This window comes from Vibrio sp. THAF190c, from assembly GCF_009363355.1.
Taxonomy (GTDB): domain Bacteria; phylum Pseudomonadota; class Gammaproteobacteria; order Enterobacterales; family Vibrionaceae; genus Vibrio; species Vibrio fortis_A.
Genome location: NZ_CP045339.1, coordinates 966267 through 986132, shown reverse-complemented (window position 1 = coordinate 986132; position 19866 = coordinate 966267). Strand labels below are relative to the sequence as shown.

At 44.7% G+C, this 19866-nt stretch carries 21 protein-coding genes and 2 pseudogenes; 7 read left to right on the top strand and 16 right to left on the bottom strand.

What is annotated here, in order from left to right; all coding sequences use genetic code 11:
- Positions 1-87 precede the first annotated feature (87 nt).
- Positions 88-312: pseudogene (locus FIV04_RS19420) on the bottom strand (SMR family transporter); the annotation flags it as partial.
- A 61-nt stretch (positions 313-373) separates the two neighbouring features.
- Between FIV04_RS19420 and FIV04_RS19415 the strand changes: the two are divergent.
- Positions 374-574, top strand: a pseudogene (locus tag FIV04_RS19415) (murein tripeptide amidase MpaA); the annotation flags it as partial.
- Positions 575-642: 68 nt separating this feature from the next.
- Here FIV04_RS19415 and FIV04_RS19410 read toward each other — a convergent pair.
- From FIV04_RS19410 to FIV04_RS19380, 7 genes are all read right to left on the bottom strand, one after another.
- On the bottom strand, positions 643-1002 hold the full coding sequence (locus tag FIV04_RS19410; protein WP_152470167.1) for a RidA family protein: 360 nt from the start codon (positions 1000-1002) through the stop codon (positions 643-645).
- Positions 983-2434 (bottom strand): NAD(P)/FAD-dependent oxidoreductase, encoded by a 1452-nt coding sequence (locus FIV04_RS19405; RefSeq protein WP_152470166.1) that lies wholly within the window; start codon positions 2432-2434, stop codon positions 983-985. Before FIV04_RS19405 ends, FIV04_RS19410 begins: the two co-directional genes overlap by 20 nt.
- Before the next feature lie 10 nt (positions 2435-2444).
- Positions 2445-2744, bottom strand: a complete 300-nt coding sequence (locus FIV04_RS19400) for a (2Fe-2S)-binding protein (protein ID WP_150868498.1) — start codon at positions 2742-2744, stop codon at positions 2445-2447.
- Positions 2728-3825 (bottom strand): FAD-binding oxidoreductase, encoded by a 1098-nt coding sequence (locus FIV04_RS19395; RefSeq protein ID WP_152470165.1) that lies wholly within the window; start codon positions 3823-3825, stop codon positions 2728-2730. The genes FIV04_RS19400 and FIV04_RS19395 overlap by 17 nt, the downstream gene beginning before the upstream one ends.
- A 65-nt stretch (positions 3826-3890) precedes the next feature.
- Complete coding sequence (dctP, locus tag FIV04_RS19390) at positions 3891-4916, bottom strand: TRAP transporter substrate-binding protein DctP (RefSeq protein WP_152470164.1); 1026 nt, start codon at positions 4914-4916, stop codon at positions 3891-3893.
- Positions 4917-4929: 13 nt separating this feature from the next.
- Positions 4930-6228, bottom strand: a complete 1299-nt coding sequence (locus FIV04_RS19385; protein ID WP_152470163.1) for a TRAP transporter large permease — start codon at positions 6226-6228, stop codon at positions 4930-4932.
- A gap of 2 nt (positions 6229-6230) precedes the next feature.
- Entirely contained in the window at positions 6231-6713 is a 483-nt protein-coding gene (locus FIV04_RS19380; protein ID WP_008079941.1) for a TRAP transporter small permease, read from the bottom strand.
- Positions 6714-6826: 113 nt separating this feature from the next.
- Between FIV04_RS19380 and FIV04_RS19375 the strand changes: the two genes are divergently transcribed.
- The gene (locus FIV04_RS19375; protein ID WP_152470162.1) at positions 6827-7747 is read left to right on the top strand and encodes a LysR substrate-binding domain-containing protein; all 921 of its coding nucleotides are present in this window, start codon (positions 6827-6829) and stop codon (positions 7745-7747) included.
- A 60-nt stretch (positions 7748-7807) separates the two neighbouring features.
- On the opposite strand, the gene FIV04_RS19370 is transcribed toward FIV04_RS19375, so the two are convergent.
- The 5 genes from FIV04_RS19370 to FIV04_RS19350 all read right to left on the bottom strand — a co-directional run bounded on the left by FIV04_RS19370 (position 7808) and on the right by FIV04_RS19350 (position 11563).
- A complete protein-coding gene (locus FIV04_RS19370) occupies positions 7808-8152 on the bottom strand; it encodes a multidrug efflux SMR transporter (RefSeq protein ID WP_152470161.1) in 345 nt (114 codons plus the stop codon).
- A 133-nt stretch (positions 8153-8285) separates the two neighbouring features.
- On the bottom strand, positions 8286-9635 hold the full coding sequence (locus tag FIV04_RS19365) for a HAMP domain-containing sensor histidine kinase (protein ID WP_152470160.1): 1350 nt from the start codon (positions 9633-9635) through the stop codon (positions 8286-8288).
- A 13-nt stretch (positions 9636-9648) separates the two neighbouring features.
- Positions 9649-10356, bottom strand: coding sequence for a response regulator transcription factor (locus tag FIV04_RS19360; protein WP_152470159.1), 708 nt, complete (start codon positions 10354-10356; stop codon positions 9649-9651).
- A gap of 176 nt (positions 10357-10532) precedes the next feature.
- Entirely contained in the window at positions 10533-11285 is a 753-nt protein-coding gene (locus tag FIV04_RS19355; RefSeq protein ID WP_172974288.1) for an EAL domain-containing protein, read from the bottom strand.
- 62 nt (positions 11286-11347) lie between these two features.
- Entirely contained in the window at positions 11348-11563 is a 216-nt protein-coding gene (locus FIV04_RS19350) for a hypothetical protein (RefSeq protein WP_152470157.1), read from the bottom strand.
- A 256-nt stretch (positions 11564-11819) separates the two neighbouring features.
- Here FIV04_RS19350 and FIV04_RS19345 point away from each other — a divergent pair, with 256 nt between their 5' ends.
- The gene (locus FIV04_RS19345; protein WP_152470156.1) at positions 11820-12434 is read left to right on the top strand and encodes a hypothetical protein; all 615 of its coding nucleotides are present in this window, start codon (positions 11820-11822) and stop codon (positions 12432-12434) included.
- A 128-nt stretch (positions 12435-12562) separates the two neighbouring features.
- Positions 12563-13585: a GGDEF domain-containing protein gene (locus FIV04_RS19340; protein WP_172974287.1), complete on the top strand. Its 1023-nt coding sequence runs from the start codon at positions 12563-12565 to the stop codon at positions 13583-13585.
- Between the two features lie 108 nt (positions 13586-13693).
- Here the strand turns inward: FIV04_RS19340 and FIV04_RS19335 are convergent, their stop codons facing one another.
- Complete coding sequence (locus FIV04_RS19335; RefSeq protein WP_172974286.1) at positions 13694-14248, bottom strand: outer membrane beta-barrel protein; 555 nt, start codon at positions 14246-14248, stop codon at positions 13694-13696.
- A 358-nt stretch (positions 14249-14606) separates the two neighbouring features.
- On the opposite strand from FIV04_RS19335, the gene FIV04_RS19330 reads away from it, so the two are divergent.
- Together FIV04_RS19330 and fghA are read left to right on the top strand one after the other, a co-directional pair.
- A complete protein-coding gene (locus tag FIV04_RS19330; RefSeq protein WP_152470153.1) occupies positions 14607-15755 on the top strand; it encodes an S-(hydroxymethyl)glutathione dehydrogenase/class III alcohol dehydrogenase in 1149 nt (382 codons plus the stop codon).
- Between the two features lie 182 nt (positions 15756-15937).
- On the top strand, positions 15938-16777 hold the full coding sequence (gene fghA / locus FIV04_RS19325; RefSeq protein ID WP_152470152.1) for an S-formylglutathione hydrolase: 840 nt from the start codon (positions 15938-15940) through the stop codon (positions 16775-16777).
- A 68-nt stretch (positions 16778-16845) separates the two neighbouring features.
- Here fghA and FIV04_RS19320 read toward each other — a convergent pair whose 3' ends face one another.
- Both FIV04_RS19320 and FIV04_RS19315 read right to left on the bottom strand, forming a co-directional pair.
- Positions 16846-18099, bottom strand: coding sequence for a sensor histidine kinase KdpD (locus FIV04_RS19320; RefSeq protein WP_152470672.1), 1254 nt, complete (start codon positions 18097-18099; stop codon positions 16846-16848).
- A gap of 74 nt (positions 18100-18173) precedes the next feature.
- A complete protein-coding gene (locus FIV04_RS19315; RefSeq protein ID WP_150868486.1) occupies positions 18174-18863 on the bottom strand; it encodes a response regulator transcription factor in 690 nt (229 codons plus the stop codon).
- Positions 18864-19061: 198 nt separating this feature from the next.
- Here FIV04_RS19315 and FIV04_RS19310 point away from each other — a divergent pair, with 198 nt between their 5' ends.
- Complete coding sequence (locus tag FIV04_RS19310) at positions 19062-19865, top strand: efflux RND transporter periplasmic adaptor subunit (protein WP_152470151.1); 804 nt, start codon at positions 19062-19064, stop codon at positions 19863-19865.
- The last annotated feature ends 1 nt before the right edge of the window (position 19866 follow it).

Below are 19866 nucleotides of genomic sequence, written 5' to 3'. Positions count from 1 at the left end.
AGCTTTTTTGCTGTTCAAAAGCTTGAAGTCAAAAAAAGGTTAAACTTTTTCAAAATGATAAATCGAACTGTATTGGCATAGCACTAACTAAAACATATAGAAACTGTCTGAATGACTCACCGAACTAGAAAACAGGTTGACAATCACCACGCCAACCAAAATCAAGGCGATACCGATGACTGCGTAGATATCGAGCTTTTGGCCGTGGACAAGCCAAGACAAGGCTGCGACGAGCACGATGCCCGCACCACACCAAATTGCGTATGCGACACCAAGTGACATGGTTTGTACCGCGAATGATAGAAGGTAGAAGCGAAGTCGCGAGCGTCGAGCTGTTCTTGGTAGCGCTCTTTAAACTCTTGGCTACAAACCACTCTCCTCTTGGTTAGGAAAGCAGTTCAAGCTACCAGTTGTCGAAGATGTCGATTACGAAACCCCGGGATCATTCGGCACATGGTGTGAAGAAAGAAACCTGCCGTGTACAACCGTGGAACTGCCGCCCGTTTCAGCAAACTTCGCTATAGAAGAGTATTTGGATGCGTTTGTGGCGGTTTTAGAGATGAAATCCATGTGAATGTTAAAGGATAAAACATCGCCCTAAGAGACAATCCTTTAGAGCGATGTACTATTACATAGCTATCTTTAGTTAGTCTGCTTTAAGGCAGCTGTAACTAATAGCTCTACTTTTAGTTCAGGGCTTGCCAACTTCGCTTCACCACATGCTCTCGCAGGAGCAAAACCAGGTTTAAACCACTCGTCCCAGACATGGTTCATTTCCGCAAAGTCCTGCATGTCTGCCAACCAAACCGTGGTTTGTAACACATGATCTTTATCACTACCCGCTTCAATTAGCAGGCTTTCAACTCGGGATAACGCCTCTGCGGTTTGTTCAGCAACGCTGGTGCCTTTCACACCGACCTGACCACAAAGATAGACAGTATCATTATGAATAACGATTTTGCTCATTCTTTGATTGGTGTGATTACGCTGGATGTGAGTCATTTTGTGTTCCTTTATTTCTATATTTGTGCATGAATGATTCGCCGATTGGGGTCAAGCTAGCCAACTCACCCAGTTTGAGTGGTTTAATCGGGTTTCTCAGGCGGTAATAGCCCACCTTCTCCATCGGAATCCCTGCTTCCTCTTGGATAATATGAGCCACCGTGGTACCGCAATAGCGCCCCTGACAAGGCCCCATACCACAACGTGTATAGGTTTTGATTTGATTGATCCCGTGCGCACCTCTCTCTACCTGACGACGAATTTGTCCTGCTGTGACTTCCTCACAACGGCAAACGATAGTCTGATCGCTTGGTGTCAGTGCCTGCTTAGGTGGCGTGTACAGTGCGTCCAAAAACGGTCGCACTCCAATCTCTTTATGAATCAATGATCTAAGCTTGTCTCGTTCTTCAGTCAGTGACATTTCCCCATCACTTTCAAGTGACATTAAAGCACTAACTGCAGCAAGCTGACCTTGGTATTGCGCAGCCATTGCTCCACCAATGCCGCTGCCATCACCAGCAACAAAAACACCTTGGCGAGAGCTTTGGTGGTATTGATCAACCTTTGGTCGCCAACAGATCTGTAGCGGATCCCATTCGTGCTCTAATCCCATTGCTCTCGTGAGCTGAACATTAGGAACAACGCCAATGTGAAAGAGCAAAGTATCGGTATTTAAGGCGTGTGGCTGTCCTTGAGCAGTGAAAGTGAGTCGCTCGACAGCTTGCTCTCCATAAGCGGCTATGTCGGTGGCACCGGTGTAGCGTTTAACTCCAGCACGGCGGATTTTAGCCAACAGTTTAAGACCTTTGAAAAGTACCTTGCGACCTTTTAAAGCTCCGCCCGAATAGCGAATTGCTTCGACGTAACTGCTAGATTGTTGGGTATCAACAATCGCTTTAGGAGGCGAGCCCGCATCGATCATCTGTGCCGCGAGCAAATAGATGAGTGGCCCAGTACCGACAAGCACAGCATTGGTTGGAACTAAGCCCGAGGTTTTCATCATAATCTGACATGCACCCGCGGTCATCGCTCCCGGTAAAGTCCAACCGACAAATGGAAATGGCCTTTCCGTTGCCCCAGTCGCAATGATGATTTGTTTCGCTACGGTTTTATTGGCTACACCATTTTGGCTCCAGTAGACGCAGTTTTCACTGTCGACTCGCCACAGTGTCGCTCTGGTAATATGGGTCAGCGGCGCTCGATTAAAGGCTTTGATTATGCTTGAACCATGTTGATAGTCGGGGCCAAAGATAGAGCCGTTAGGATGCCCTTGTTCTTTCTGCGCTCGATATATTTGACCTCCCGGGACCGGCTGTTCATCAATCACAACCACATTGGCACCTGCTTCTGCGCACCTCACTGCCGCGCTCATTCCAGCTGGGCCAGCACCAATGACACATACATCGACTTGTTTTTTTATTTCGTCTTGCATGAATTCACCACTAATTTGTCTGACGGCAAATCGTCATGCCATCTTCTATTACATTCATACATGCTTGGACATTGTGCTCACCATTGACTTGAACACGACACTCAAAGCAACTACCCATCATGCAAAACGGGGCGCGGGGGGCTCCCGACTGTGGAGACTCTCGAGTATGGTCAACACCTGCAGCCAACAATGCAGCCGCAATGGTGTCACCGGCAAAGGCTGTGTATGACTTGCCTTCCCAAAAAAACTCCACCGTCTGTTGCGACCTTTCTGTCGCAACCATTCGTTGAAACTTAGAACCTGTCTTCACTGAATAACTCCAAAGTTGGTGCATCCGCTGCTTCTTCTAGCCAAGCTGGGAGCAAAAAACTGTGCGCTGCGGCTAATGTAATACCACTATGACAACTAATGAGATAAGCGCCTGAGTTGGTTTTCGACTGTTGATATATCGGTAAGCCATCGGGAGATATAATGCGAATTGCTCCCCAGCTACGAACCAACTTTGTCTGGGCTAAAAACGGATAAACCGCAATCGCGCGTTCAGCTATCGCCGCCGTCACGTCTAAGGTATCGCTATCATCAAAACCAGCGTTCTCCTTAGAGTCTCCAATCTGAATACCGCCTTCATTAACCTGTCTGATGATCCCTGAAGCACGCTTCAGTCTTGGAGGTAGCTTTTCGGTAATCAGAACTTGACCTTTTTGTGCGCTAATTGGTGCAACAAAGCCAAGCTTAGAGCCCAGTTCCGCCGATCCTAAACCTGCAGACAAAACCACTTTAGCGCTGTTGTAACGCGTTCCATCTTGCAGTATGACGTCGAATCGCTGTGAGTCGTTTTTGCTTATCTCTGACACAGTAACGCCAGTGACAACATTTGCGCCTAACTCATTGATTGCTTTAGTGTAAGCACGAAGCAGATTTAACGGATTCACATGCCCATCTTCCGGGCCATAAATAGCACCAACAACTTCTTCACCAATGTCTGGTTCTTCAGCAATAAGACGATCTCTATCCCAGACTTCGTAGGGATGATCCGTACCCAGTTGTTGTCGAAGCACCTCATACTGCTTGGCTTTCTCTGCCATCTCTTGCTGGCAAAAATGAAAGTCGTACCCCCCGTTTTGAACAAGATTGAGTTCTTCACCCGTCATCTCTTCAAGCTCATCAGCCAGCTCGCGCCATAGCCCCACTGAGCGACGTGTCCACGCGGCATAATGAGGGGCACCTAAACCTTTACTCGATAGCCACACCAAGCCAAAATTCCCTCGTGATGCACGATGCGCCTCATCTCCACCATCGAGTACTGTTACCTTGTGGCCAGCTTTGAGCAGTCCGTAAGCCACTGCGCAGCCCACGACGCCTCCACCGACAATTATGTAATCCGGTTTCATATCGTTCTCTTCAGACTTTTGTAATAAGGGGCGCAACAACGCCCCTACTTGGAGGTGCGCTTAGTTTAATTAAGCGCTTTGTCTAGAATTGGTTGGCTCCAGTCAGAACCAATATCATTAATGATCTGAGGCCATACGGTTGTACGAACCTTATCCGCCGTCAATTTCAGCTGTACCGGAGTCATTTCGACGATTGTCGCGCCGGCATCAACTAGTTTTTGCTCGTTAGCTTTCTGGTCTATTTGCGCCGCTCCCCAGCGTCGAGATTCAAACTCAGCCGCCGCCGACACCAAGGCGTTTTTCTCGTTTTCATTAAGGTCATCTAAACGCTCTGAGTTAATCATCAGATACCAGATTTCAAAGTGAGTATTGAGTGGAATGTACGTTTTAGTTACGTCACGGAACGAGGCATAATAACCTTCGGCTCCAGAGCCAATCACTCCATCTACCACCCCAGTTTGTACTGCAGTAAAGGCTTCGGAAAACGGTAGTGGCGAGCCGATATAACCTACATTGTCAGCAAGTAGCTGGAAGCTCTTGATTGGTGGAACGCGAAGCTTAATGCCTTTACTCACATCAGGGTTACCCGCTTCAACCGCATTACGATTCAGTGAAATACCACCAAAATAAACTGGGTAAGCAGCAAGTAGTGTGATGTCTTGTTTAGCAAATAACTCTTCCATTGCGGTTCTGACTGGTGCTCCGCTACCGTAGATGTTTTGTGCCTCTTCCCAGTTATTGGCAAGGAAAGGTAGCAAGCCAATCTGCATTTTACGATCCGTTGAAGTCGATGCAGGCTGTAGTGCCATGTCAATCGCACCAACAGAGATACGTTCCTGAACTAAGGTGTAGTCACCTAAAGCGTTTGCTGCATAAACTCGAAGCTTAAGATCGCCATCCGTTGCCGCTTTCAGTTCATCGCTGAGTTGTTTGATATCGTTATCAACTACAGTACCTTGTGGGCGAACATGGCTGATTTTCAGCGTCGTCGCTTGTGCAGGGATAACCGTCGCTGCAGCTGCGATAAGAGAAGCAAGCAACGTGTATTTTTTCAGTGCTTTAGTAGGAGCAAACTTACTTGTTTTTGTCATTGGTAATTTCCTTTTAGTAACCAAACACAGTAGGGAGGAAGAGTGATAGTTCTGACCAGAAAGAGGTAAGAATCACTACAGGTAGATAACCAAGTAGTATCAGCGACATTGCGGGGCCAACTACTTCGGAGAATTTAACGTTACCGATACGTGCACCTAGGTATAGAATCGACGCGTATGGTGGAGTAACACCACCCATTGCTGTATTCACACCCATGATTGCTGCAAACTGAATCGGGCTGATGCCAATAGCGGTCATCAGAGGTAGTAATAGCGGAGCGATAAGAATGATTGCAGTCAGGTCATTGACCACCATTCCTACTAAGAACAACAAAATGTTGATAAAAATAAGCAGCAGGACTTTGTTTTCAGTGATACCGAAAATCGCTTCGACCAGTTGCTGAGGAATATCCTCAACCACGAACATCTGGCTAAGAATCAAACTGAACAAAATCATGAACATGATTGACCCGACCGCCGTTGCTGATTCTTTCCCCGAGATAAGCAGTGTTTTCCAGCTCAAGCCTTTGTAGATAAGAAAACCCACTGGAACAGCATAGATAACGGCTACAGCTGCGGCCTCAGTCGGCGTCATCACGCCACCATAGATTCCACCTAAGATGATTACCGGCATTAATAAAGCCGGTACGGCATTAAACGTCTTGCTAGAGGTTTGCTTAATCAACTCTGACATCGACGGCTTATTATCCAAAATCAATGGGAACTTGCGCGCTTTGTACATATTGATTAATGCGAAGTTGAAGGTCACTAATAAACCAGGGCCAAGCGTTGCTAGGAAACAGGCGAGAATAGAGGTATCCGTTACCCAACCGTAGACAATCATGGTTACGCTTGGCGGAATCAACAGTCCCAAAATGGACGAGTTTGCAATCAGTGCGGTCGCATACGCTCTTGGATACCCGCGCTTTTCCATCTCAGGGATTAACAAAGGACCAATAGCCGCGACACCGGTTAACCCACTACCAGAAATGGCACCAATGATTGCACAACTGAAGGATGCAACAATCCCTAGACCGCCGCGAATATGACCGACGAACACGTTCACAAATCCGAGTAAACTGGCGGCAATGCCGCTCCTGCTCATGATAGTTCCTGCCAGAACAAATAGCGGAATAGCTAGCAGAACAGGGTTCATCAGCTGACCTGCTCCCCACATCATATTGCCTTTCATCGACATATCGCCGATAAAAACCATCACCATTAACGCACCACCAAAACAGAACGGTAACGGCACACCAAAGGTCAGCAGTATGACCAAGACGGCTACTGCCAACAGAGCTACTTCAACCATAATTAGACCTTATTTACTTGATAGGAAGGAGACATCAGTTGACGAATCAACTTGACCACGTGCATTGCAATAAAGAGGGTTATCAGGAGTAAGCCGATAAAGACCGAGCACTCGTGATAAAAAGTTGGGATATAAAGCGTTGGGCTCTCTTTCCAAACCCGCCACGCATACTTGACGTAGTCCCAAGCCCAGTAGGTCAACCAACTCGAAATCACCAAGCTGATCGTTTCACTGATAAGGGCTAATATTTGATGACCTCGCTCTGTCTTGATAAATATTTCCAGTACATTTGCACGGATTTGCGTATCTTCCCTAGACGCATTCACCGCACCAAGCATGTAGAGCCATAAGGTCGGAATAACCATCGACTCTTCAAGCCCCATAATTGGGACTTCAAAGACATATCGTGTCACTACCTGAACAAACTGCATCAATGCCACAGATGCAATCAGGAAAGTGAGTAGATATCTAAACTTTTGCTCCACGTTGTTATTTCCTTATTGTTTTATTTGTAAACACCTCGTTAATTTAATGATGACAAGCAATAAAAACAAATTTAAAATTTCTCTAATCTGATAACTTTTTCTTATAGGCTCGTATGAATAACCTTTCTATAAAACAGCTAGAAACCTTTCGCACCGTGATGCGCTCTGGATCCGTGACCTTAGCGGCCAAAACGTTGTGCCGAACACAGCCGGCGATCAGCGCAATGCTGGTCGGATTAGAGAAAGAACTTGGCTTTGCATTATTCGAACGACATAAAGGTCGACTAGTGCCGAACCCTGAGGCGTATTTTTTACTTGAAGAGAGCGATGCGATTCTAGAGCGGCTTTCACGCGCGACTCAGTTAATGGCAGAAGTGAAAAACCTAACGCGAGGCAAATTGAGGATCGCCTGCATGCCAGCCGCCGCATTATTCTTTATGCCTCACGTTATTGCGGAGTTTGTAAAAGACAGGCCTGAGGTTGAGGTATCCATGATGATGCGTAGCTCAACCATGGTTCAAGATTGGATTGCTTCCCAACAATACGATATCGGCTACTCAGAGTTACCCAAAGATAGAGACTCATTCCATGTAGAACCGATTCACTTACAAGGCGTCTGTGCCTTGCACATTGATCATCCTCTTGCCAAGAAACAGACGATTACTCCGAACGACCTCGATGACTTCCCACTTGCGACTCTTTTTACTCGTCACGCTGCAAGTGAGCACTTACGCGCGTTGTTTGAAGAGCATAATGCCGCCTATCGCCCTAGGTTCGAGCTGCAAAACTACATTTCTGGCTTTGAGTTTGTCGAACAACAGTTATGTGCTTGTATCTGTGATCCAATAAGTGCCGCGAGTTATAAGCTCTATAAAGGTGAGCAAGGGAAAGTTGTCTTTCGCCCTTTCTCCCCAGTAGTGACATTCGATCATGCTATTCTCACGCCAGCACACAAACCGATGTCTGAGTTAGCCAAATTGTTCGCAGAAAACATTCAGCAGAGTGTGAACTCATTTGTGTCGGTTTTTGATTAAATAGATTTAACACTGCGGTACCAAATACACGTAATCGTCAATCAAAGTATCAAACATCAACTAATGACTCACCGAGCTAGAAAACAGGTTGATGATCACCACGCCAGCCAAAATTAAGGCGATACCGATAACTGCGTAGATATCGAGTTTTTGGCCGTAGACAAGCCAAGATAGGGCTGCAACGAGTACGATGCCCGCACCACACCAAATCGCATACGCCACACCCAAAGACATGGTTTGCACTGTGAGTGATAGTAGATAGAAAGCACTGCCGTAACCAACTAGCACAGCGATTGACGTAGGTATTGAGGTGAATTGATTGGTTTTCGGAAGAAGCGAGGTAGCGATGACCTCAAGTACAATCGCAAGCGACAGCATAATCGCAGGGGGAAGTGACAACAGCATAAAAGGCTCCATACATACAACAATGGAAAGTAAATGCGGGTAAGGCTACCCACATTATATGTCGTTTTGATGTTGTCTTTGATTAGCTAAATTAACCAATCTAGTTAGATTTTGTCACTAGTCGTAACTGAAGCTAACAGCCAGTAGTCACTAGTACTTGTGGAACGTCACTTCGCTCGTTACGACACGGAATCAAGAACGTAAACTGGGCGCCCGAATAGCGGCTCTCACCTACCTCAATATGCCAACCAGAACGCTTGGCAGCAGCATCTGTAATTGCGAGACCTAGCCCAAAGCCACCCGTTTGAGACGTGCGGCTTTTATCTAATCGAGAAAAAGGAACGAAAATCTCATCCCGCCTCTCTGACGGTATCCCTGGGCCATCATCTTCTACCGACATTCGAATCTCACAGCCTTGCTTTTGAATGCTTACCAGTACCCTACTATGGGCGTACTTCAGGGCATTTTTGATGAGATTATCAACCACCAAACGAGCCATGGTGTGATCACATATGATGGCCGCTTCATCGACAAAATCACATTCGACGGCAATTATCCCGTGAGGCAATGCGTTTAACCTCGTACCGACGAAACTAACCAGTTCGAGCTCTGTCTTTCGCGCTTCATAGAAAGAGGACTCTTTAGAAGTAAGTCGCGACAATTTGATGATGTCTTCAGTCAGAGTATTAATATCTTCAATATACATATCAATATCATCAAGCAGCTTGGGATCAATCGAAGGATTCTTCATCCGGATGAGGTCACTCACCAACTGGATCCGGCTTAGAGGGGTTCTCACCTCATGGGGAATAGCTTGAGCAAACACTTGGCTTTGTACCAATCGGCTCTCTATCTCATCTGCCATTCGATTGAAGTTCTTGGCCACACTCCCTACTGGATTGGGTACATCAGAATCAGCGCGTTTCGAAAAGTTACCATCACCGAACAGGGTTTGAGTCGCCAAAAACTCTTGAGATTGATGCTGAAGCTGGCGGGTTGGGAGGTAGATAGCAAAGATAAAAATAGGAATGATCCCGCACACCAACGACAACAAAAATAGGACGGAGGTAGTTTGAAACCACGGCGTGGTATAGGCGAAATAGTTTTTGTCTTTTGAGAAGACCAAGTGCTCAACACTGCCGGGAATAGTCATCACAGATGTGTAATATTGTTCGCTCTCGTATATCGGGGAGCCATCAATCCTCGAAACCTCTGTACAATCTTTACAAGGCGGCGAACCGTCCCATTGAGACAATAGCTCTAACTCAACGGTATAAGAGTGGATTTTTCTCTGTTGTTGAAGATCATTATAAAGACCAGTGGCCTTCTGAGAGGTAAAGCTGTACTTCTCAAGGTACAAGTGCGCGTCACGCAGGAAAGCTTCGGCATTAGTTTTGTAGAGATAGTTTTCTCCGACACTGAATGTAAAACCAACAATCAAAACGATGGATATCGCAATACCCATATACAGTCGGAAAAACATGCTAGAAAATCGTTCACGAATCAACAAGCATATACCCTTTATTGCGAATGGTTCGAATCATGGTGCCCGCACACTGTGCATGTGCTAACTTCTTACGTAGACCGGATATGCGCATATCGATTGAGCGATCATTAAACCCATACTCGACACCTCTAAATAGCTGACAACACTGTTCTCGACTGACGATTTTTCCTTTGTTTTCCATCAGGATCTGAAAAATTTCAAACTGGGCAGCAGTCAATTGAAGGTTATGCCCTTGGCAATTTACGGTTTTGTTAATCTCATCAATATGAAAGGTATTTGAAGGGGTGTTATGAGAGACATACTCTGGTTTTAAAGCTCTTAGAACTCGCCCCTCTTTTCTTCGTAGTAATGCTTCAATTCTAGCTAGCAATACATGACCTCTTACTGGTTTGGTCATGTAATCATCGGCGCCAAATCTCAGTAAGCTTACTTCGCTCATCTCTTCTTCAGAAGCGGTGAGAACCATGATCATCCCTTTGAAGAACTGTTTAGCTTTGACGCAAATATCAGCTCCACTTAGCCCTGGAAGCATCAAGTCTAATAAAATCAGGTCAGGATCAATGTCTTGAATAGCTTGTAACGCTTCGGCGCCGTCGTTGATTGTACTTACTTGGTAATCGTCAGCTTCAAGATACATCTGGACCAAGCGACAAATCTCCAAATCATCCTCAACGATCAGAATCTTACCTTTACTCAAAATCTCACCTAAACAAATAAAGCTTACTGATAAAAATATACGCAGCGATTGTAATGGAAAGTGACATAGAAAGTACGGTGTAAATACATAACTTACAAAACTGTTATAACCTATTAATTTAGAGACCATTAACAAGTTAAAATAAATTTACATAATAGGTAATATACCCTGATATATTATTTTGGCTTAAGCATTCGGGGAGGTTCAAAATAGTAGCCTTGGAATAACTCAATCCCAAGAGACTTACAACATTCAAATGTTTGTTTCGTTTCGACTCCTTCAGCAATCACCTTAGCATTTGCACCTTTCCCAAGCTTTAATGCGGTTAGCAGAGCATCAAAATCATCTGACTCGACTTGTTGAACAATGCTTCTGTCGACTTTCAAATAGTCAGGTTCAACAGATATCACCCGTTCAGCCGTAGCAAATTCGCACCCGTAGTCATCAATGGCTATCAATATTCCATTTCGCCTCAAGTTCTCTTTTCCAGACAGTGTCGCCGTCAAATCGACACCTTCGAACTCCATAATTTCATAGACAACTTGTTCAGTTTGAATACCAATAGACTGTAGAGCGCGTAAAAGGAGATCGATCGCCTCTCTGCAATTAGACAAGCTCTCAAAAACAATAGGAGGCGTGTTCAAGAAAATTTTCTTAGTACGAAAACCGGACTGCGAAAAGTTCCTGATGTGAATCATAGAGCAGAGTGTTGTGGTAAAAAGCAGCTCTTCTGTATTATTTATCAGTAAGTTAAAGTATTCACCAGGGTTGATCATTACCTCTTCTGCGGTATTTTTTATCCTGACAAGCGCTTCGAAAGCGTATATTTCACGTTCAGAGTCGACAATAGGCTGAAATACACTATCAAACCTCAGCTCTCCTAGTTCTGCATAGTAGATACCATTGCAGTCTCTCTTAATCAGTTGCAACACTCTCTGATGAACGGATATAAAGCTCTCCGTTGGATGGTTAGTTATCACGACTTATCCCTCTATACTTCCGCATCATCACCAATATCGATATCTGTTTTATAGCGATAACCATGCTGCTTTTTGTATGCTTTTAGATACCACAAACACCCACATGCACTGATACCTGACAAAACAGACAACGCCATAGATCCGCCGAAGAATAAATAGACAGCTAACATCGTAAAGCCCAGTTCTAACAGCATCGCTATTGGAGCGATCATCTTGTGTTTATTCACTGATAGACTCCCAAAGAATAACTACGATAAAAGGCAGTTCGTGACAAAACACCAACTGATTGATTTTGTTTACTATTGAGTAATCCTACAGTAACGAGCTGTCAATAACGTAAGCAAAGGTAAGTCGAGTAATTGAATAGATTAATTAAGAGAAACGAGGAAGAAAAGTCATTACAAAACTTACATCTCATTTGTCGATTGGAATATAAAATCCATTTAGTATTTAGCTGATATTCTATATTTCAAGGCTAATATAATGCGTAATCTAATTATTTGTTTTCTCTCCGCTGGGTTAATAACACCTAGCTTCGCCAGTAGCAATATTGTCCAAGAATTAACGTACATTGGATTTGGCTATAAACACTCTACGTTCGAGAGCGGCGCCCTTGCTGACTATTTAGATGACAAGTACTCTAACGACGAAGACAAGTCACTTGGCGGCCTCTACCTAAATGCAGGACTGTCATTAACGGAGTCAATTTATCTTGAAGGTGAAGCAGACTTTGTTACCCGAGTTAGCTCAGAAGTCGACTCATGGAAGCTAGGCGCGGGTTACAATGCCGTGCTGAATGAGCGACTTTCGATTCCAACTTCATGTGGAGTCGTAAACTACCGCGCAGACAGTAATTACAGTGACTCTTTCAGTGAACAAGCGGTTTACTGTCGTTCAGGAGCTCGCTTTCAAGCGGCTAAACACTGGTTAATTGATCTTTCTTACCAGCATGACTTCCTAGATGTAAGTAAAGAAGCATTCAAAATGAACAATGTCTTCCAATTCGGTAGTGTGTTCGGTTTAGTAGCCGGAGTCGAGACAGCGAAACGAACGCATTCTGAAACCACGTTTAACTTCGGTATTCAGTTTACAATGTAAATAGTAAAGCAAAGGCTGTGATACTCAGCCTTGCATACACACCATTACAAAACATGCTACGACCCAAAATACTGACTAAGATACAATTCAATCATCTCAAATCTTGCCATCTTCTCCAGAGAGATCTAATGATTGATTCCAACGAAACCATGCGTAAACAGGTGTTGAGCGCGCTATGTGTGACCCTAATGCTCATGGCTGTTCCGATGTCGATAGGTAATAGTTTTGTGTTTCCCAACAAGTCTTATGCCCTCTCGATTATTGAGGTGTGTTACATTTTCTTAGGCGCTTACACACTCTATCAAATAAAAGACCACAAAAAGCTCCCCCTACATGCGCATATCCATGTGTTTTTCATCGCTGCTGCTATCTGCTTTGCTGAATACGATAAGCCTATCGAAGAGGGGATCTATATCTGGTCGTGTAGTGTGCCACTTCTTTTTTACTTGCTTTTGGGCAGCAGAAACTCACTGACCTATTCCATCGCGCTGCTATTCGTTCAACTGTCGATACTTTTACATGAAATCGCGCTTTACAATAAGCACGAGTACATTTTATCTGTCGTGAACTTCCTGTGTGTTTACTTGGTTGTGACTGCGGTAAGTCGTAAGTACGAGAAAGAGCGTGAGGGCTCTAATTTGTATGCACGCTATTTGGGTAGCCACGATCTGCTTACTGGAGCACTCAGTCGCAACTCACTATTGCAAACTTTGAACAATGATTTCACTAACTACAACGCGTTCATCATGTTTGATATCGATAATCTAAAGAAGGTGAGCAGCAAGTATGGGTACGCCTATTCAGATAGGCTCATCAAAGAAGTAGTGCAAAGAGCCTACACCATTATTAATCAGGACTACCTTTACTATTTAGGCGAAGGGCGTTTTGTTGTGCTCGTCAAAGGCGATAGCTTTCGTGAAAGTTCGGTCAATGAGTATCAACTGGTTAACGATATTCAGCAGACTATTTCATCCACGCTATTTTCCGTTAACGACCAAAAAGTAAAATTGACACTGAGTGCTGGTATCGCGGAGCTCAGCAAGTTCAACACCATCGAACACGTTTGGTACGAAGCCGAAGGCAATCTTATGATGGCACGCAGTCGTGGGCCTTCGAGTATTTTCAAAAACCAAACAAGCTTGCTCTCTTAACAATACGCCCTAGATAGCCGATATTATCCCAATCTTGATGCGAGTAGAGTTATTCTAAAAATCGCGAGACACAAAATGTCTCGCGTTATGCTAGGGAGTGTTGACTACCTAGAAGTGATACTGCATACCGATGTTGATAGCACCTAGGCTTGTCGTATCTACAGTCATCGCTTCATAAGTTGTTTGTGCGGTGAAGTTACCAAAGTGATAACCAAGGCCACCACCAAAGCTCACTTCGGTTGCAGATTTGTCGACTGGCGTGGTTTTGCCCATTGTTGTTACTTTCATTGAGTAATCCACACTGTGCATACCCAACTTACCAAGAAGATAAAAACGATCACCGATGTAGAATTTAGGTAATACGTTGATGCCAATTGATGAAGCCGATAGGTCTGCCTCAACCGTTGAGTTGCCCATACTGCTTTTTTCAACCACACCGCCTAGATCTTTATATTCAACTTCCGCACCCAAGGTAAAAACTCGACCAAAAGCGAAGTCATAGCCCAAGTTCGCTGCGAAACCATTATCGCTATCTGTTTGCTCAGAAAAAACCACTGTGCCGTAGCTCAACTGAGAGTATGCCGCACCAATATAGAAGCCATCATTAGCCACTGCTGCTCCCGATGCAGCCAACAACATCAAACCCAATAGACTCTTCTTCATAGTTACCTCAAATATTCTAAAAAACTGCTGCGGAAACAAAGCCACCAGCATAGGTATTAATTTCAAGAAGTAGAGTACCAACCTTCGAAAACAATGTTAGTAAGACGCTGTAACATAAGTAAATTTTGGCAATTACAATAAATACAAATATACGAATCAGTAAAGTCACCCACTCTTTATTATTACTTATTTGTAATAATCATTTTCAATTTAGAGGGATTATCAAACCAAGGGGCCACCTCTATACTAGGCTCAACAAAACGAGAGAGCGGAAACAAACATGCTCAACTACGCTTAATACGTTGAGCATATTGAGAATCAAAAAGTCCGCTGTAATGACATAAATAGGAAGCATCCAATGACTATCGAAATCAAACCTGGTCAAACTCATATTCAATCTAAAGCTATGGTCGCTTGGAAAGCAGGTGAGCCTCTAAAGCGCGAAACTGTTGATGTTGAACTGCCAAAGGCAGGCGAAGTTCTTGTTCGTATCGTTGCTACTGGTGTTTGTCACACTGACGCATTCACACTATCAGGTGACGATCCAGAAGGTATCTTCCCTTCTATCCTTGGTCACGAAGGTGGCGGTATCGTTGAAATGGTTGGCGAAGGCGTAACAAGCGTTGAAGTTGGTGACCACGTTATCCCACTTTACACAGCAGAATGTGGCGAGTGTAAGTTCTGTAAGTCTGGTAAAACCAACCTTTGCCAAGCTGTTCGTGAAACTCAAGGTAAAGGTCTAATGCCAGATGGTACAAGCCGTTTCTCTATCAACGGTGAGACTATCTACCACTACATGGGTTGTTCTACTTTCTCTGAGTACACGGTTCTTCCTGAAATCTCACTAGCGAAAGTAAACAAAGAAGCGCCACTTGAAGAAGTTTGTCTTCTAGGTTGTGGTGTAACAACAGGTATGGGTGCGGTACTGAACACTGCGAAAGTTGAAAAAGGCGACAACGTTGCTGTATTCGGCCTAGGCGGTATCGGTCTTTCTGCAATCATTGGTGCTCGCATGGCTGGTGCTGACCGCATCATCGGTGTTGATATCAACGAGAGCAAATTCGAGCTAGCAAAACAGCTTGGCGCGACTGACTGCATCAACCCAATGAACTTTGACAAGCCAATTCAAGACGTTATCGTTGAGATGACAGACGGTGGTGTTGAGTACTCATTCGAGTGTATCGGTAACGTAAACGTAATGCGTCAAGCACTTGAGTGTTGTCACAAAGGTTGGGGCGAATCTGTAATCATCGGTGTTGCTGGTGCAGGCCAAGAGATCTCTACTCGTCCATTCCAACTAGTAACAGGTCGTGTATGGCGTGGTTCTGCTTTCGGTGGCGTTAAAGGCCGTTCTGAGCTTCCAGAAATCGTAAACCGTTACATGGCGGGTGAGTTTGGTCTTCAAGAGTTCATCACTCACACAATGACCCTTGACGAAGTAAACGACGCATTCGACCTAATGCACAAAGGTGAGTCTATCCGTACTGTTCTACACATGGATAGATAATACCTAGCTTGGCTCTCGCTTGAGAGCCAACACATTGCCTTCACCACTTTTCGCCCGGGAAGTGGTGAATTACCTTTGTTAAGAGTCGATTTATGAGCTTAATTCGCGAATCAAGACGTCCTTTAACAAAGAGCAAAATTTTAATGATTCTCCAGACCAACAACCGAACGGAGCACAATTTAATGACTATCGAAAATATTAGCCAAGCCAAGGTTGCTGGTGGTTGGCACAAGCAATACACACATTTCTCGGCGACGCTGAACTGCAATATGCGTTTCGCTATTTTCCTACCGCCAAACGCAAGCAAAGAGAACCCAGTGCCTGTTCTATACTGGCTATCAGGCCTAACTTGTACTGACGAAAATTTCATGCAGAAAGCGGGCGCATTTAAAGCGGCAGCAGAACAAGGAATTGCGATAGTAGCTCCTGATACCAGCCCTCGCGGCGAAGGCGTTGCTGATGACGAAGCGTACGACATGGGTCAAGGTGCGGGTTTTTACCTGAATGCAACTAATGCACCATGGGACGCGCATTACCATATGTACGATTACGTGGTAACTGAGCTTCCAGCGCTTATCGAGTCTTTCTTCCCTGTGACGACCGTTAAGTCTATCTCGGGTCACAGCATGGGTGGTCATGGAGCCTTAACCATTGGCATTAAAAACCAAGAGAACTACCGCTCTATCTCTGCATTTAGCCCGATTAGCAACCCAATGCAATGCCCTTGGGGACAAAAGGCATTTAGCCAGTACTTAGGTTTAAATATTGAAGAGTGGCGACAATACGATGCGTCTGAGCTTCTAAAAACCAAGGGCACAGTTTTGCCTATGTTGGTTGATCAAGGCGAAGCCGATAATTTCTTGGTTGAACAGCTAAAACCAGAGCAGCTAATTGAAGCAGCGAAAGTAACAAACTCGGATTTAGATCTGCGTATGCAGCCTGGTTATGACCACAGCTACTACTTCATCTCAAGCTTCATTGATGAGCATATTGAGTTCCATGCCGCTTATCTGAAACAGTAGTCACCTACAAATTTCCAATCCAGCGCTGTAAACTATCTAAATGCCAGTCATATCCCGACTGGCATTTTTTATTCAGGCTGTGTGATGTTCTTTGTAAAAGTGGCTTTGCAACCAGTTGATTGAGCCGATTCAGATAAATCGCAGTGGTTAACAAGGCTTGACGTCCAACCGTAACTTTCACCTATTCGGCTAACGATCACCAGTCCTAATCCGTGCTCTACTTTGGCGTTGTTCTGTAACCCTGTGCCTGTATCCGACACAGAAATTTCATCCGAACTGATTGTCACATCAATACTGCCCTGCTGAGTAAATCGAATCGCATTTTCAATGTAGTTCTTGAGCACCATATTGATAATTGGCAGCGGCATGTTGAGCTGAGTATGCGGTGCAACATCTAGGTTCAATGCTACTGTTTCTGGCAACATTGCTTGATACTTTGACAAGTCGATATTCGCTTGAGTGACTGGAGTCAATGTCGAATCCATTGAGGCATTTTCCTGCTTCACAATATTCAACAGCACCTCAACGGTTGTACTCATACCATTGGCAGCACTTAATATGCGTTCACGCTGTTTGGCTTGAAATTCGATGTCATTAGGCTTCATCGCCTGCAGTTCTGCTGCACCTAGTACGATCGCGATGGGCGTTTTAAGCTCATGACTGGCATACTTGGCAAACATCAGCTCCTGCTTAGCTAAGCGGTCTTTCATTTCAGAGTAGCTATTAAGGTGCTCGGTGAGCTGCTGCAATTCATCGACCGAATTCTTTGATACAGAGAATCCTTGGTCATGACTCAATAGCTGTTGACTGAGATTAGTGATCGGCATCGCTAGCTGATCAAACACGCGCTTTAGAGTGATGCGCAACACGATAATCAGAAACAGCATCAGTAGTGTCGCGATCACCATCAGAACGCCCCAACTATCATCCCAAAGATCCATTTCGAATGAACTGATCGCAATATAGGTCGGGATAGTGCTCCCCTGATGCTCAAAAGCGAAATAGTAGACAATCACGCCCGGCACTATCACTCGCTCTTCGGAAAGATGGATCTCAAAACGGTGTCTATCGACCGTATCTAATTTCATGGGGGTGAGTTGCTTCAACTGCTCGGTTAGCCCCTCTTCACCGTAGTAGACAGTCACATACTCCGATAACTTTAAAGTAGAGGTGGGTGATGCTGCATAAAACTGTTCTGCCACACCTCTAAATGACCTCAGATGACGCTCAATTTGCGCCTCTTCTTGCCACACTAATCGGAGCGAGAACACTAAAAATACAGCGAAAGAAGAGACAAAAGCGATCAGCGCAAAGGTCCGCATCGCGCGGATTCTTACATCTTCAATTGAGTTTCCAAGTTTGGTTCTAATCTTCATTACACCGTTCGCTCAATATATTAAGATTTGGTTAGAACAAGTTGAAAGCCATGCTTTGGGATTGTCTTGAGTATTGGAGTTTCAAACGGTTTATCTAACGCATTACGCAAAAGGTAAATGTGACTACGCAGCACATCTTTATCAGGAATATCGTCTCCCCAAAGCAGATGAATTAACGCTTCTCGTGTCACCACATCGCCTTGAGCTTTCACTAATTCTCTCAGAATCTGAAACATGATTGGCGTTAATGAAAGTAGTTGTCCTTGTCGTGAGGCGGTATGTGCTTTCTCATCAATCGTCACATCACCAAAGCTTAAGGTCTTTTGCGCGACTAACCCTCTATTACGTTTAATCAAAGCACTGAGCCTTGCCTCTAACTCGGGGAACTGAAAAGGCTTAGTCACGAAATCATCAGCACCAGAGTCAAAGCTGCTTAATAGGTCTTGCTGTCCGTTGAGGGCTGTCAGCATCAAGATTGGCGTACTCACACCGCTTTGACGAAGCTTAGAAGCAACCTGCATACCGTCGAGTTTAGGCAGCATCACATCCAGAATAATGGCATCGAAGTCGTGATGCAGAGCCAATTCAAAGCCCTGCTCGCCATCGGATGCAAAATCAGCAACCGCTTCTTTTACTTCAAGAAAATCAGCAATAATGCCTTGCAGTTCAATATTGTCTTCTACAACAAGAATACGGCTTCGCTCTAGCATCGGTTAACTCCTATTCAAAGCTAAAGCTTAATCCAAAATAAGTCGAATTTATGTCTAATTGCCCGAATTAAATAACAAAACATTCGATAATCAGCCTTGAGATATCAACCAAACTTTCCCTCTTTTTTGATTATGACTTCGACTTAAATTCGACAGTTCGCTCCTCACAATGATGTTATCAAAATGTGGAGTAGAAGCATGAAAACTGAATTATTGACTCTATTGGCACTGTTGAGTGCATCAACAACCCAAGCAACAGAGCTGATCGGCCATGTTCAGGGTTTAAACAAACAAAGCGTGGTTGCAGAAGTACCCGGCGTAGTTGAAATGTCTGACCTAGAAGTCGGTGACATTGTGGCTCAAGACCAGCAACTGGCTCACATCAAAGCGGATGATTTTCAATTTATCGTTAACAAAGCCAAAGCAAATCTGGCCCTTGCTAAAGCCGACCTTGCGTTAAGAGAAGCGACCTATCAGCGCTATCAAACCTTGATTAAGAAGAACAGTTTATCGATTGGAGAGCTGGATACTGCACGCGCTGAGTTCTTGAGTGCATCAGCTTCTGTTTCGGTTGCTCAAATCGATTACCAACAGTCGAAAATCGACTTAGAGAGCACGCAAATCAATGCCCAACTGCCGGGCTATATCTCTAACAAAGCGGCTCAGTCTGGAGCATGGGTAAATGAAGGTGAACTGCTGTATGAAGTGGTGAACATCGACACCGTGACCTTGTCGTTCATGGCGAGTGAATACGACCTAAAAGACTTTTCGGTAGGCCAAACCATTCTCGTATGGTCAGAAACCAACCCACTACAAAAGACTGAAGCCCAAGTGAAGCGTATCGGTGTCGAGATGCACAATCTCACCTATCCAGTGTTTGTTGAAGTAGATAACCAAGCTCACAGCTTCAAGCCAGGCATGTCTGTGTATGCATCGACCGACCTCTCTTTGAGCGAACAGAACACCGCTTTCGTTAACCCTAGTTTAAGCAAAGGCATGTAAC

Coding starts and splice junctions, on each gene's coding strand:
- FIV04_RS19410 (WP_152470167.1), bottom strand. CDS start 1,002: ATGACTCACATCCAGCGTAATCACACCAATCAAAGAATGAGCAAAATC.
- FIV04_RS19405 (WP_152470166.1), bottom strand. CDS start 2,434: ATGCAAGACGAAATAAAAAAACAAGTCGATGTATGTGTCATTGGTGCT.
- FIV04_RS19395 (WP_152470165.1), bottom strand. CDS start 3,825: ATGAAACCGGATTACATAATTGTCGGTGGAGGCGTCGTGGGCTGCGCA.
- dctP (WP_152470164.1), bottom strand. CDS start 4,916: ATGACAAAAACAAGTAAGTTTGCTCCTACTAAAGCACTGAAAAAATAC.
- FIV04_RS19385 (WP_152470163.1), bottom strand. CDS start 6,228: ATGGTTGAAGTAGCTCTGTTGGCAGTAGCCGTCTTGGTCATACTGCTG.
- FIV04_RS19375 (WP_152470162.1), top strand. CDS start 6,827: ATGAATAACCTTTCTATAAAACAGCTAGAAACCTTTCGCACCGTGATG.
- FIV04_RS19370 (WP_152470161.1), bottom strand. CDS start 8,152: ATGCTGTTGTCACTTCCCCCTGCGATTATGCTGTCGCTTGCGATTGTA.
- FIV04_RS19365 (WP_152470160.1), bottom strand. CDS start 9,635: ATGTTTTTCCGACTGTATATGGGTATTGCGATATCCATCGTTTTGATT.
- FIV04_RS19345 (WP_152470156.1), top strand. CDS start 11,820: ATGCGTAATCTAATTATTTGTTTTCTCTCCGCTGGGTTAATAACACCT.
- FIV04_RS19340 (WP_172974287.1), top strand. CDS start 12,563: ATGATTGATTCCAACGAAACCATGCGTAAACAGGTGTTGAGCGCGCTA.
- FIV04_RS19335 (WP_172974286.1), bottom strand. CDS start 14,248: ATGAAGAAGAGTCTATTGGGTTTGATGTTGTTGGCTGCATCGGGAGCA.
- FIV04_RS19330 (WP_152470153.1), top strand. CDS start 14,607: ATGACTATCGAAATCAAACCTGGTCAAACTCATATTCAATCTAAAGCT.
- fghA (WP_152470152.1), top strand. CDS start 15,938: ATGACTATCGAAAATATTAGCCAAGCCAAGGTTGCTGGTGGTTGGCAC.
- FIV04_RS19320 (WP_152470672.1), bottom strand. CDS start 18,099: ATGCGGACCTTTGCGCTGATCGCTTTTGTCTCTTCTTTCGCTGTATTT.
- FIV04_RS19315 (WP_150868486.1), bottom strand. CDS start 18,863: ATGCTAGAGCGAAGCCGTATTCTTGTTGTAGAAGACAATATTGAACTG.
- FIV04_RS19310 (WP_152470151.1), top strand. CDS start 19,062: ATGAAAACTGAATTATTGACTCTATTGGCACTGTTGAGTGCATCAACA.